The sequence below is a fragment of the Arthrobacter rhizophilus genome (assembly GCF_026241105.1).
Classification (GTDB): Bacteria; Actinomycetota; Actinomycetes; order Actinomycetales; family Micrococcaceae; genus Arthrobacter.
This window is the reverse complement of the sequence record NZ_JAPFFT010000014.1, coordinates 63,467-77,084: the sequence shown is the minus strand read 5'-3', so window position 1 is coordinate 77,084 and position 13,618 is coordinate 63,467. Positions and strand designations below refer to the sequence as shown.

The 13,618-nt window shown below is 62.6% G+C and carries 10 protein-coding genes; 6 read left to right on the top strand and 4 right to left on the bottom strand.

Features of this window, described 5'->3' with window-relative positions; translation table 11 throughout:
* Positions 1–14 precede the first annotated feature (14 nt).
* The 3 genes from OOZ51_RS13190 to OOZ51_RS13180 all read left to right on the top strand — a co-directional run bounded on the left by OOZ51_RS13190 (position 15) and on the right by OOZ51_RS13180 (position 4,410).
* Complete coding sequence (locus tag OOZ51_RS13190) at positions 15–1,631, top strand: ABC transporter substrate-binding protein (protein WP_265980112.1); 1,617 nt, start codon at positions 15–17, stop codon at positions 1,629–1,631.
* Positions 1,632–1,744: 113 nt separating this feature from the next.
* Positions 1,745–3,253, top strand: a complete 1,509-nt coding sequence (locus tag OOZ51_RS13185) for a glycoside hydrolase family 32 protein (protein WP_265980111.1) — start codon at positions 1,745–1,747, stop codon at positions 3,251–3,253.
* A gap of 158 nt (positions 3,254–3,411) precedes the next feature.
* Positions 3,412–4,410 carry an aldo/keto reductase family protein gene (locus OOZ51_RS13180; RefSeq protein WP_265980109.1) on the top strand — a complete coding sequence of 333 codons (999 nt, stop codon included), beginning with the start codon at positions 3,412–3,414 and terminating at the stop codon, positions 4,408–4,410.
* Positions 4,411–4,485: 75 nt separating this feature from the next.
* Here OOZ51_RS13180 and OOZ51_RS13175 read toward each other — a convergent pair whose 3' ends face one another.
* Entirely contained in the window at positions 4,486–5,508 is a 1,023-nt protein-coding gene (locus OOZ51_RS13175) for a LacI family DNA-binding transcriptional regulator (protein WP_265980107.1), read from the bottom strand.
* Positions 5,509–5,670: 162 nt separating this feature from the next.
* On the opposite strand from OOZ51_RS13175, the gene OOZ51_RS13170 reads away from it, so the two are divergent.
* On the top strand, positions 5,671–6,606 hold the full coding sequence (locus OOZ51_RS13170; protein WP_265980106.1) for a dihydrodipicolinate synthase family protein: 936 nt from the start codon (positions 5,671–5,673) through the stop codon (positions 6,604–6,606).
* 120 nt (positions 6,607–6,726) lie between these two features.
* Positions 6,727–8,094 carry an MFS transporter gene (locus tag OOZ51_RS13165; protein WP_265980105.1) on the top strand — a complete coding sequence of 456 codons (1,368 nt, stop codon included), beginning with the start codon at positions 6,727–6,729 and terminating at the stop codon, positions 8,092–8,094.
* A 123-nt stretch (positions 8,095–8,217) separates the two neighbouring features.
* Here OOZ51_RS13165 and mmsB read toward each other — a convergent pair whose 3' ends face one another.
* The 3 genes from mmsB to chvE all read right to left on the bottom strand — a co-directional run bounded on the left by mmsB (position 8,218) and on the right by chvE (position 12,285).
* Entirely contained in the window at positions 8,218–9,525 is a 1,308-nt protein-coding gene (mmsB, locus tag OOZ51_RS13160; protein WP_265980104.1) for a multiple monosaccharide ABC transporter permease, read from the bottom strand.
* 5 nt (positions 9,526–9,530) lie between these two features.
* Positions 9,531–11,060, bottom strand: a complete 1,530-nt coding sequence (gene mmsA / locus OOZ51_RS13155) for a multiple monosaccharide ABC transporter ATP-binding protein (RefSeq protein ID WP_265980102.1) — start codon at positions 11,058–11,060, stop codon at positions 9,531–9,533.
* Positions 11,061–11,166: 106 nt separating this feature from the next.
* Positions 11,167–12,285 (bottom strand): multiple monosaccharide ABC transporter substrate-binding protein, encoded by a 1,119-nt coding sequence (gene chvE, locus OOZ51_RS13150; protein ID WP_489667152.1) that lies wholly within the window; start codon positions 12,283–12,285, stop codon positions 11,167–11,169.
* 269 nt (positions 12,286–12,554) lie between these two features.
* Here chvE and OOZ51_RS13145 point away from each other — a divergent pair, with 269 nt between their 5' ends.
* A complete protein-coding gene (locus OOZ51_RS13145; protein ID WP_265980100.1) occupies positions 12,555–13,568 on the top strand; it encodes a LacI family DNA-binding transcriptional regulator in 1,014 nt (337 codons plus the stop codon).
* Positions 13,569–13,618: the final 50 nt, after the last annotated feature.

Sequence of the window (13,618 nt, the reverse complement as noted above, 5' to 3'; positions counted from 1 at the left end):
ACCTAAGAACAGGAATGACCATGGCAATCAGCCGCAAATACGCTGTCCTTGGCGCCCTCATGGCAGGAACGTTGACGTTCACCGCCTGCTCAGGCGGCAAGCCCGGCGCCACGGAGATCAAAGACGCCTCCGCCGACTACGGGTTTCAGGCGACAGGCTTCCCGATCGTCAGCAAGCAGCTGACCCTGAAGTTCTCCGGAACCAAGGCGGCCCTGGCACCTGACTACAACACCATGACCGTGGTGAAAAACTGGGAAAAGGACACCAATATCCATATTGACTGGCAGAACCTGCCCGATACGGTCTTCCAGGAAAAGAAGAACCTCATTCTGGCCAGCGGAGACCTGCCCGACGCGTTCTTCAACACCGGACTCACTGACGCCGAAATCGCCACCTACTCCGCAAGCGGCACCCTGATCCCGCTGGAAGACCTGATCGCGAAGAACGCACCCAACCTCTCCAAGCTTCTCTCTGCACGCCCCGACATCAAGGCCGCCATCACCTCCTCGGACGGGCACATCTACTCCCTGCCAACCGTGGAAGAGCTTGGCCTCGTCCAGTTCCCCAACGAAATTGCCATCAACACCACTTGGCTGAAAAAGCTCAACATCCCTATGCCCAAGACCATCAGCGAATTCCACGACGCACTCCTGGCCTTCAAGACCAAGGACGCGTCCGGGACGGGCAAGACCATTCCGCTGAGCTTCATGCCCGATTCCTGGTGCGGGGACATTGTTGACCTGATCGCCGCCCTGGGCGGGGTGCCGGACAACCAGGACCACCGCATCGTCCAGAACGGCAAGGTCATCTTCACCCCGACACACGACGGCTACAAGAAAGCAATCCAAACGCTGCACCAGTGGTACCAGGAAGGCCTGATCGACCCGGAATCCTTCTCCCAGGACGACAAGGCGTACCTCGCCAAGGGAAAGGCCGCCACGGAGAACCTCGGCTCGTTCGCCTGGTGGGAGATCCCCGAGATGGTCGGCGCTGACCGTGCCACCGACTACGCCCTCACCCCGGTACTTCAAGGCACGGGCGGCAAACGCATTGCCAGCCAGTCCAACAACCAGGAAATCGCCCGCGGCGCCTTCGCGATCACCCGAGCCGACAAATACCCTGCAGCCACCATGCGCTGGGCCGACAACCTCTACGATCCCATCCAGTCCGCCCAGGCCAACTGGGGACCGATCGGTGAAACCCTCCAAAAGGACGGTGCTACCGGACTGCTGACCCAGATCCCCGCCACAGCCGGCACCAGCGAAGGTGAACGCCGCCAGAAAGTCGCCCCGGGCGGACCGAAGGCCAACACGGCCGAGAACTTCAAAACCGTCGTCGCACCCGAGCCGCGTGCTGCGGAACGCCAGAAGACCGTCAACGAAAACTACAAGCCCTTCGCCGGCAACGACGGCTATCCTCCGGTCGCCCTGTCCAACGACGAACTCCAGCAGATCACCACCATCCAGACCGACAGCGCGTCCCTGGTCAAGCAGAACATCGCGAAATGGATCGTCTCTGGCGGCATCGAGCAGGAATGGGACGGCTACGTCGCCCAACTCAAGAACATCGGCGTCGACAAAATGATCGAGGTCTACCAGCAGGCCTACGACCGCTACAAGAAGAACTCCTAGCCGCCGACACCGCAGGGCAGGCCGGCGCGGCAACGCACCGGCCTGCCCCGGCGTCGGGCACCCCATAACGCGGCTTCCCCGCCCGCCTCAGAACAGAAACGAGACCCGTCTCCATGACTGCCGTGACCACCACGACGGCCGATACCTTCCGTCCCGCCCTGCACTACGCAGCCCGGAACACCTGGCTCAACGACCCCAACGGCCTGATCCATCACGCGGGCGTCTACCACCTGTATTACCAGAACAACCCCTTCGGCAACGTCCACGGGAACCTGTCCTGGGGGCACGCCACCTCCACGGACCTCCTCACCTGGACTGAACACCCGGTCGCCATCGCCTGCGATGACGACGAGGAAATCTTCTCCGGCAGCGTCGTCTTCGACAAGCTGAACACCAGCGGTTTCGGAACTGGAACGACGCCCCCGCTCGTCGCGATCTACACCAGCGCTTACAGGCAGGGATCCGCACATCCGGGTATCCAGGCCCAATCACTGGCCTACAGCCTGGACGGTGGCTACACCTGGATCAAATACTCCGGAAACCCCGTGGTGGACCGCGGATCAGCCAACTTCCGCGACCCGAAGGTGTTCCGCTACGACGGCGACGGCGGCAGCTACTGGGTCATGGTTGCCGTGGAAGCCCAGGACTTCAAAGTCGTCTTCTATAAGTCCCATGACCTCAAGAGTTGGGAGCTGCTGAGCAGCTTCGGCCCGGCAAACGCGACTGGAGGCGAGTGGGAATGCCCGGATCTCTTCCCCCTGCCAATCGACGGCGACCCGGACAACCTCAAATGGGTCCTCATCGTCAACCTCAATCCCGGCGGCCCTAACAACGGCTCGGCCGGTCAGTACTTCGTGGGAAATTTCGACGGAACCAAGTTCACCTCCGCTTCCACGGTCACCGAAGGACTCCAGGATCCGGCACGGTTGGCTGAGTACCAGTGGCTCGACTGGGGCCGGGACTACTACGCCGCCGTTTCCTTCAGCGACGCCCCGGACAACCGTCGGCTCATGATCGGATGGATGAACAACTGGGAGTACGCCAATAAGATTCCGACTTCGCCTTGGCGGAGCCCCATGTCCCTGGTCCGCGAAGTATCCCTGCGCACCATTGAAGGAAACCTGCGCATGGTGCAGCAGGTCGCAGGGGATCTGACATCACTGAGAGAGAAAGGTCCTTCGTTCAGCCTCGAGGCAGTCGAAATCTCTGACGGCCAGCATGTCCTCGACGGCGCGGCCGGCAGCGTCCAACGCATAGACCTCAGCTTCGCTCCGGGAAATGCAGAGGAATTCGGGATTGTTGTCCGCGGCAACGGAGTGGAGGGAACCCGCATCGGCATCCGGCCCACCGAAGGCTCCATCATCGTCGACCGCAGGGAATCCGGGCAAACAGATTTCCACGGCTCTTTCGCCTCCATCGACACCGCACCCATCCAGACGAGGAACGGCTCCTACGAGCTGACAATATTTGTGGATCGGTGCTCCGTTGAAGTCTTCGGCCAGGAAGGCCAGGTCACCCTGACCGAGCTGATCTTCCCGTCCAGCAGCAGTAGCGGCGTCTCCCTCTACGCCGTCGGGGGAACCGCAATAGCTAACAAACTAAGTGTTACCCAATACGCATGAAGACTGAAAAGGAACTCCGGCCCCATCTGAAACGGTAACCAACGACTTAGCCCGGCAGCAAAGACCCAATCCCTCTGATTTCCAAAAGTCCTCCCTCGATGGTTCCGCCCGCGGGGATCGCCGACCGGACTAGACACCTGACAAAGGAAAAGTGCGACATGGAATACCGCAAACTCGGCTCATCCGGCATGTACATCAGTGAACTGGCCTACGGGAACTGGGTCACCCACGGGGAGCAAATCGACCAGGACGCCGCCAACGCATGCGTCCGCCAGGCCCTGGACCTGGGCATCACCACCTTTGACACCGCCGATGCCTATGCAGGAACCCGCGCCGAGACAGCCCTCGGCCAAGCACTCAAAGGCGTGCGCCGCGAAGGCTTGGAGATCTTCACCAAGGTCTATTTCCCCACCGGTGAAGGCAAGAACGACCGCGGCCTGTCCCGCAAACACGTCGTGGAGTCCATCAACCGTTCCCTGCGGCGCCTCGGCACGGACTACGTCGACCTTTACCAGGCCCACCGCTACGACTACGAAACCCCGCTCGAAGAAACAATGCAGGCTTTCGCGGACATCGTCCGGGCAGGCAAGGCCATTTACATCGGGGTCTCCGAATGGACGGTTGATGAAATCCGGGCTGGCGCCAAATTCGCCAAGGAACTGGGGATACAGCTCATTTCGAACCAGCCGCAGTACTCCATGCTGTGGCGGGTCATCGAGGAAGAAATCGTCCCCGCCAGTGAGGAATTGGGTCTGGGCCAGATCTGCTGGTCACCCCTTGCCCAAGGGGTCCTGACCGGCAAGTACATGCCCGGCCAGGACGCGCCGTCGGGCTCCCGGTTCGCGACGGAGGAAGGCGAGCTGAAGACCGAGCTCAAGTTCATGCGCCCTGAGGTGCTCGAACGGGTCCAGGCGTTGAAGCCGGTGGCGGAGGAAACAGGTTTGTCCATGGCCGCCCTCGCCCTGGCCTGGGTCCTGCAAAACAGCAACGTGTCCGCCGCCATCGTGGGAGCCTCACGGCCAGAACAGCTCGTGGACAACGCGACCGCCGTCGGAATCAAACTGGATCCGGAGCTGCTGGCTCGGATCGACACGGTCCTCGACCCTGTCATTGAACGCGACCCCGGCAAGGTCGAATCCTTTCTGACCCGCCCCTAACTCAAGTCCAACGGGCCCGGTCTGCAGAGGCTCCGGCCGAGGCCAGGAGCAGCCAATGGAAACCCAGTGTTCAGCTCATGTGCGACGTGGGCGTCCGCTGGATTCCCTAGGGATGAGAGTGGGCATGGATTTCCGGATGTGTGGTTCCTTGCCTGGGTTGACGATGAGATCGATGGCCGTGCTGGCGATCTGGGCGAGGGGAACCCGGACTGACGACAAGGGGGTGGCGAGCCTGGCTGAAAGGGGAGTGTCGTTGTACCCGACGAGTGCCAGGTCCTTCCCGACGGTGATCCCGAAGCGGTGTGCCGCGGCGATGATGCCGAGCGCTATGTTGTCGTTGGCCGCGAACACGGCCGTCGGGCGCTTTCCGGATCCTCCACGCAGCAACGATTCTCCGGCCGTGACCCCGTTTTCTATGCCGTAGCCGGCGGCGAGCAGCCATTCCTGGGGAGGGGTGATTCCGGCCTCGTCAAATGCCCGGCGGGCACCTGCGAGGCGGCCGACGCCGCTGGACGTGAAAGACGGTCCGGTCACCACCGCGATGTCGCGGTGCCCCAGGTCAATGAGGTGCCGGACTGCCAAGTAGCCGCCTACTTCGTCGTCTCCGACTGCTGAGGGGCTCACGCCGTCGGTGCGCAGCACCAGGGCGTGCGCAACCCCGCGTTTGCGCAGCAGGCGGGGCAAATCGTCATCGAGCCGGGCCGTTGCCAGGATCAATCCGTCAACGTTGCGGTCCAGCAGGGTTTCGGCGGCGCGGCGTTCGTCTTCGGGATCATCGCCGCTGGTGGCGACCATGGCAAAGTAGCCGCGGCCAGACGCCGCGCGTTCCAGTTCCTCGAACATCAGCGCCATCACGGTGTCGCTCAGGCGCGGCACGAGCACCCCTAGCGTTCGGGTTTCTCCCCGGCGCAGGCTTGATGCGAAGGAGTTTCGACGGTAGCCAAGTTCCTCGGCAACCTTCCGGACGTGCTCGGCCGCCGCCGAGCGCGATACCGGCCCTCGCTCGTCAAGGGCGCGGCTGGCCGTGGAAAGACTCACGCCACTGGCCGCGGCAACATCCCGCAACGTGACGCTCGCGCCTGGTGCAGCCGGTTCCATGTGAATACTCCTGTTCGAGATGGTCTTAGAAGACACTCTATTTCCTCCTTGTAAGTGGCAGGGCCTTGACAGTGAGCCGGACCACACCGCAGAATGAAAACGTTCCCGCAAACGTTCTCATATCCTAGCGGGACTACGATCAAGAAAACAGAGGAAGCTCTCATGACCATCGATCTTCGCGGGCTCGTTCCCGCACCTGTAACGCCGTTCAACCGGGACGGCAGCGTCGACGTCGACGCGATCCACCGCCTGGGTGGCTGGCTCGCCAGCGTCGAGGGCGTCAAGGGCCTGGTGGTCCTCGGCCACGCAGGCGAAGGTACCTTCCTCACCCAGGAGGAGCAGGCGCTTGTCATCCGGGAATTCAAGAACGCGGTTAATGGCGAGATCCCGATCATCGCCGGCATCACGGGGGAGGGCAACATGGTTGCCGCCCTGGAAGCCAGGCGCGCGGTCGAAGCCGGCGCATCTGCCGGTCTCGTCTACCCATCCCACGGCTGGCTGCGCTTCGGGTACCAGAAGGGCGCACCGCAGACCCGCTACAAGGAAATCTACGAAACGTCCGGGCTGCCGCTCATTCTCTTCCAGTACCCGGATGCCACGAAGGCCACCTACGATCTCGAAACCCAGCTGGAGATCGCCGGCCAGGAAGGGGTGTTCGCCACCAAGAACGGCGTGCGGAACATGAAGCGCTGGGACACCGAAATCCCCGTTCTGCGCGCTGCCTACCCGGAGCTGCAGATCCTGACCTGCCATGACGAGTACCTGCTGCACACGATGTTCGACGTCGACGGCGCTTTGGTCGGCTACGGCGGACTCGCCCCCGAGCCGCTCGTGGAGCTGATCGCGGCGGGCAAGGCTCAGGATTACGCCGCCGCCCGCGCCATCCACGACCGCCTCCTGCCGGTGACCAAGAACGTCTACCACCGCGGCTCCCACATGGAAGGGACAGTCGCCCTCAAGGAAGGCCTCGTGGCCCGCGGCATCCTGGAGCACGCCACGGTCCGGCCGCCGCTGCTTCCTTTGGCTGAAGGTGCCGGCAACGAAATTGCGCTGGCACTCAAGTCCGCCAACCTGGGCAGCGTCACCGTTCCCGCCTGATCTTGCCGATCCCAAGGATGGCGGGCCAACCGCCCGCCATCCTTTCCCCCAAGTTTCACTCTCTCCAACCTTGGTCAACGACGACCCCCAGCACCGCAGCTGGAGAAGGAGGACTCGCAAATGCGCGAGCTGAACAAGACCGCCCCCGCCCTCAAGGACCACCCGGCGCAGTCTGTCACCGCAGGAGGCGCCGCACCTTCTGGCGGGCCGTCCACGTTCTACACCCGCAGGGAGATCCGGTTCATCCTGGCCTTCGCCCTGCTGGGAACCCTGTTCGACGGCGCCGAGCTGAACCTGATCGGCTTTCCGCTCGCGTACATTTCCGACAGCCTGCACGTCTCCACCATCGCTCTCATCACGGTCGCGACGGTGCAGGGTTTCGCCTCGATCCTGGGCGGGTTCGTGTTCGGCACGCTGGGGGATACCCTCGGACGGCGCCGCACCTTCGCCATCTCCGTCCTCGCCTTCGGTGTCGCGGCCACCCTCGGCGGGCTGGCCACGAACTACGAAATCTTCCTTCTGACCCGGGTTCTGGCCGGCATCGGGATGGGCGGCCTCTTCGGGCTTTCGTTCTCGATGTTCACCGAATGCTGGCAGACCAAAAAACGCGGCACCATGGGCGGCATCATCCAGTCCATGTACTTCGTTGGCGAGATCCTCACCGCCGGACTCATCTACATGTTCCTGTCCACCCTGGGCCATGACCTTGGCTGGCGGGCGGGCTACATCGCGATCGGCCTGATCAGCCTCGTGATCGGGGCGGCGTCACTGAAGTTGCTGCCCGAGTCCAAGCAGTGGCTGGCTTATCAGGAGCACCGCAGGAACGGCACGCTCCCGCCGGAACTTCGCCGCTCCAAAGTTCCCGTGATCGACATCTTCCGCCCCCGCTTCGTCTACGGGACCGTCCTGTTCATGATCCTTTCAACCGCGATGTTCCTGACCACCAACTCGGTAGGCGCCTACCTCTCCACCTACCTGCTCAAGACCCAGCAACTGCCCCTCGACACCGTGAGCCTGATAGTCCTTCTCGGCTACGTCTCCACGATCATCACCTACTCAACCACCGGCTTCATCTCCGACCGCATCCGCCGCAAGTACGCATTCACGGCAGCGTGTGTCTTCGGCACCGCAGGCTTCGTCTGGTTCCTGTCCCTGCTCACCTCGGGACACGCACAAATCACCGGCGCGTTCTGGACAGCACCCGCGTTCTGGGCACTCATGATGTGCGCCGGAGGGGCCGGGGGATTCGGCGTACTCGGTGTCTGGATGTCCGAATTCTTCCCCACTCGCATCCGCTCCACCGGCTCCAGCGCCAGCTACTACGTAGGACGCGGCCTCGGCGCCGGAGTCTTCCCCCTCTTCGCACTCACCCTCGCCGGCACCGTCCCGTTCGCCCTCGCACTCGGCATCATCGGCCCCGTGGCAGGCGTCCTCTTCTCCGTCCTCACCCCCGACCGCACCGGACGGACCATCGCCGACCTCGAATAGCACTTTCGAAGCCGAATTCCGGGTCACCGGCGGCCTCGAGACGCTCGTCAAGCGCCTGCCTGCTGATGACCCGGACGTTCGGTACGTTTGGTGGATGTCATGAGGCCTTCGCTCTCTGCAGGATCAGGAGTTGCGCTCGGGACGGCCCTGGCCGGAGCCGGCGGCTACGGTTAGCGGGCGCTCGTTGGCCGGGGCTGCCGGTTCGGTGGCGGGCGGTGTGGTCTTCAGCTTGAACCGCTTTCCCAGGCTGCTTCCGCCGCCGCTGCGGTTCTTGTTGAAGATGTCGAAACCGACGGCGAGGAGGAGTACCAAGCCTTTGATGAGCTGCTGGTAGTCCGTGCCCAGTCCGAGGATGGACATGCCGTTGTTGAGGACGCCCATGATGAGGCCGCCGATCATTGCGCCCGCCACGGTTCCGATGCCACCCGTGACGGCGGCGCCGCCGATAAAGGCCGCCGCGATGGAGTCCAGTTCGAAGCCGGTGCCGCCCGCGGGCTGCGCCGAGTTTAGCCTGGCGGTGAATACGAGGCCTGCTAGGGCGGCGAGGACGCCCATGTTCACGAACAGCCGGAACGTGACGGCCTTTGTCTTGACGCCGGAGAGTTCCGCGGCGTGAAGGTTGCCGCCGATGGCGTAAGTGTGGCGGCCAAAGACACTGTTGTTCATGAGGGCCGTGTAGACGATCACCAGGCCGGCGAGCACGATCAGAACAATCGGGGTGCCGCGGTAGGAAGCGAGTAGGAAGGTGATGATCAGCATGAGGAAAGCGGTGAAGGCGGTTTTGATGACAAACCACATCAGGGGCTCGCTTTCAAGGTCGAACTTCTTGCGGATCCGGCGTTCCTTGAGCGCCTGGATCAGCAGGGCGACGGTGGCACCGACACCCAGGATGACCGTGAGCCATTCCAGCGCCGAGGTGCCGCCGGAGATGTCGGGTAGGAAGCCTCCGCCCAGCGCGCGAAGTTCGGCGGGGAACGGGGTGATCTGCTGGTTCTTGAGGGTGATCAGTGTCAGGCCGCGGAAGATGAGCATGCCGGCCAGGGTGACGATAAAGGCGGGGATGCCGACGTAGGCGATCCAGTACCCCTGCCACGCGCCGACGAGGGCGCCGACCAGGAGGCAGGCGGGGATCGCTGCCCACCAGGGCCAGCCCCAGTGGACGATCATGACCCCGGCCACGGCGCCGATGAAGCCTGCGACGGAACCGACGGACAGGTCGATGTGGCCGGCGATGATGACCATTACCATGCCGATCGCGAGGATCAGGATGTAGCTGTTCTGGACGACGAGGTTGGTGACGTTCTGGGGTTCCAGCAGGATTCCGCCGGTGAGCCCCTGGAAGAGCAGGACGATCAGGATCAGGGCGACGAAGATGCCAACCTGGCGGAGGCGGCTTGTCAGGAAGCCGAGGGATTCTCGTAGGGCGGACATGTTCGCTATTCCTTCTCTTTGGTCATTAAGTGCATGAGGTTTTCCTGGGAAGCCTGGGCGATGGGCACTTCCCCGGTGACGAGGCCGGCGGACAGGGTATAGATCCTGTCGCAGATGCCCAGCAGCTCGGGAAGCTCCGAGGAGATCACGATGACCGCCTTTCCTTCAGCCGCGAGTTTCGCAATGATCGTGTAGATCTCATACTTGGCGCCGACGTCGATCCCGCGGGTGGGTTCATCGAGGATCAGTACGTCCGGATCGGAGAACATCCACTTGCTCAGCACCACTTTCTGCTGGTTGCCGCCGGAGAGCTTGCCGGTGATGGCGGCCACTGATGGTGCCTTGATATTCATGCTCTTCCGGTAGCCGTTGGCCACCACCGTCTCTTCGTTCTTGTCCACCCAGCCGTTCTTGACCAGCTTGCGCAGTGCAGCCAGGGAGACGTTCCGTTTGATGTCCTCGATGAGGTTCAGCCCGTAGAGCTTGCGGTCCTCTGTGGCGTAGGCGATCCCGTGCCCGATGGCGTCCGACACCGTGGAGGTGTTGATTTCCTTGCCGTGCTTGAGCACTTTCCCTGAAGTGGCGGTGCCATAGGTGCGCCCGAAGACGCTCATGGCGAGCTCTGTGCGTCCGGCGCCCATCAGGCCAGCCAGTCCCACGACTTCGCCTTTGCGGACGTTAAGGCTCGCGTTGCTCACTACCATCCGGGTGTGGTCCTGCGGGTGCCGTACCGACCAGTCCTGGATCCGGAGGACTTCTTCGCCGATCTTGGGGTCGCGGTCCGGATACAAGCTCTCCAGGTCCCGGCCCACCATGCCGCGTATGATGCGTTCCTGGGTGATCTGGCCTTCGTCCAGGCGGAGGGTCTCGATGGTTTTGCCATCGCGGATGATGGTCACGGCGTCTGCGACCTTGCGGATTTCGTTGAGTTTGTGGCTAATGATGATGCTGGTGACGCCTTGACCCTTCAGATGGAGGATCAGGTCCAGCAAATGGCCGGAATCCTCGTCATTGAGCGCGGCCGTTGGTTCGTCCAGAATCAGCAGTTTGACCTCTTTGGAGAGGGCCTTGGCGATTTCCACCAGTTGCTGCTTGCCCACGCTGATGTGCTGGACGGGGGTGACTGGGTTTTCGCTCAGGCCCACCCGGGCCAGGAGCTTGGCGGCCTCCAGGTTGGTCTTGCGCCAGTCCACCCAGCCGTTTTTGGCCTGCTCGTTTCCGAGATAGATGTTTTCCGCGATGGACAGGTACGGGCTCAGTGCCAGTTCCTGATGGATGATGACTATGCCGCGCTTCTCGCTGTCGGTGATGCTGGAGAAGTTGCCGGGCTCGTTTTCGAAGAGGATCTCTCCGTCGAAGGAGCTGTGCGGGTAGACACCGGACAGCACCTTCATGAGCGTGGACTTTCCTGCCCCGTTTTCACCGCAGATGGCATGTACCTCGCCGCGGTTCACATCGAGGGTGACGTCCTGGAGGGCCTTCACGCCGGGGAAGGTCTTGGTAATTCCTCGCATTTGAAGAATGGGTGTATTCATCGTCAATTCCCACTGAGTTGTCGAAACTGGGCCGTCCTGCGGCTGCAGGTGCCTGCGCGAAGGGTTGTGGCCGGGCGGGATGCCAGGCCACAACCCTGCGAGGTGGCTACTTGACGTCGGCCGCGGTGTAATACCCGGAGTCGATGAGTTCCTTCTTGTAGTTGTCCTTGGTGATGATCACGGACTTGAGCAGGTAGGCCGGAACAACCTTGACCTTGTTGTTGTACGTCTTGGTGTCGTTGACCTCGGGCTGCTGGCCTTTCAGGACCGCGTCGACCATCTTCACGGCCTGGGCACCCAACTGGCGGGTGTCCTTGAAGATCGTGGAGTACTGCTCGCCCGCAGTGATGGACTTCACCGAGCCCTTCTCGGCATCCTGTCCTGTGACGATGGGCAGGCTTCCCTTGGCGTAGCCACCTGTGCTCGTCAGGGCCGAAATGATGCCGATGGACAGGCCGTCATACGGGGACAGGACGCCGTTCAGCTTGGTGCCTGAGCTGTAGGCCGCAGTGAGGATATCTTCCATCCGCTTCTGGGCGACGGGGGCCTGCCAGCGCAGGATGGCTGCCTGCTCGAATTTGGTCTGGCCGCTGGGGACCTTAAGGGTTCCCGCATCCAGGAACGGCTTGAGGGTGTCCATGGCGCCGGTCCAGAAGAAGTTGGCGTTGTTGTCATCCGGACTGCCGGCGAACAGCTCCACGTTGAACGGACCCTTGCCGTCCACCTTCTTGCCGTTCGCATCCAGAAGGCCCAGACCGGTCAGCAGCGAGGTGGCCTGCTGGACACCCACCGTGTAGTTGTCGAAGGTCGTGTAGTAGTCGACGTTCGGTGATCCATTGATGAGGCGGTCGTAGGCAATGACCTTGACGTTCTGCTCTTTCGCCTTAGCGAGGACATCAGTCAGCGTGGTGCCGTCGATGGCTGCGATGATGAGAGCCTTGGCGCCCTTGGTGAGCATGTTTTCAATCTGAGAGACCTGCGTGGGGATGTCGTCGTTGGCGTATTGAAGGTCGGTCTTGTACCCCAGCTTCGTCAGAGACTCGGAGACGTTCTTGCCGTCAGCGATCCACCGTTCCGAGGTCTGCGTGGGCATTGAGATGCCTACCAGCGCGCCGGTATTGTCAGCGCTGGCGGGGGAGCCAGCGGCGCGGCTGCCGCAACCGGTGGCTCCCGCCGTGATTGCCAGGACGACGGCGAACGCGCCCAGGAGTTTCTTGATTCTCACTTGTTCTCCTTTCGCGGACAGCATGGTCCGCGAATTGATACTGGCCTGAGTAGCATCGGCGCCATTCGGGGCTCAGTATTATTTAGGTCCGGTTAGCCAGTTCAGGACGAGCCTAAACGTCGTTCATTCTTGTTAGCGCTAACAAGAATGCCAGCATGACGCTAGCACCGGAGCGGCTTGTGAGTCAAGTCACACGGTTTGACCTGGGCATGACGCCGTCCGGCTGGCCATAGGATGTTGGACAATACACTGCCTTTGAAAGGTGCCTCATGGGGAACGATAGCGAAAGACGTCCGCCGCGCCTGGAGGACGTTGCCGCGCACGCCGGAGTCTCGCACCAGACCGTCTCGCGGGTGGTCAACAATCACCCCAACGTCAGCAAATCAACTCGCGAACGCGTCGAAGCCGCAATTGCCGAACTCGGCTACCGGCGCAATACCGCCGCCCGGTCTCTGGTGACCCGGAGGTCCCAGATCATCGGTGTCCTGGGAACCGAGCTCGCCCAGTACGGCCCGGCCAATACGCTGCTCGGCGTGCAACAGGCTGCCCGCGAAGCCGGTTACTTTGTGAGCATCGCGGCCCTGAAGGAATCGGGAGCGAACTCCATCGCAGATGCCGTCCGCTACTTCACGGACCAGGGTGCCGACGGGATCATCGTGATCGTCCCTCATGACGGAACGGTCCAGACGCTGGAGGGCCTGAATCTGGATGTGCCCGTGGTTGTGGTGGGGGCCGGTAGTCATGGCCGCTTCAGCGGGGCCATGGTGGATCAGAAGCGGGGGGCGCGGGTGGCGGTGGCCCATCTGGTCGGGCAGGGCCACAGGCGGATCGGCCATATTTCGGGCCCACGGGACTGGATTGACGCGGCGGCGAGGGCTGAAGGCTGGCGTGAGGAATTGGCGGCGGCTGGCCTGGCCGACGACCTTCTACTCGAAGGCGACTGGAGCGCCGCCAGCGGCTACCGGATGGGCCAGGAACTTGCCGCAACGCGTATAGCCACGGCGGTGTTTGTGGGAAACGACCAAATGGCGCTTGGCTTGCTGCGCGCCTTCAGCGAGGCCGGTGTCCGGGTACCCCAGGACGTGTCGCTGGTTGGCTTCGACGACCAGCCGGAAGCCGCCTACTTCACCCCCCCGCTCACCACTGTGCGGCAGGACTTTGAGGAGCTCGGGAGGCGCTGCATGGACATGATGCGGACGCAGATCGAGGACGGCGCGGCAAGCAGCACCATCGTGGTTGATCCCGAGCTTGTGGTCCGGGCCAGTACCTCGCCCCTTCCCTAGCCCCCCGCGCTCTTACGGATGGCTGTACGCGGGTTCCTTGACAGACCTCT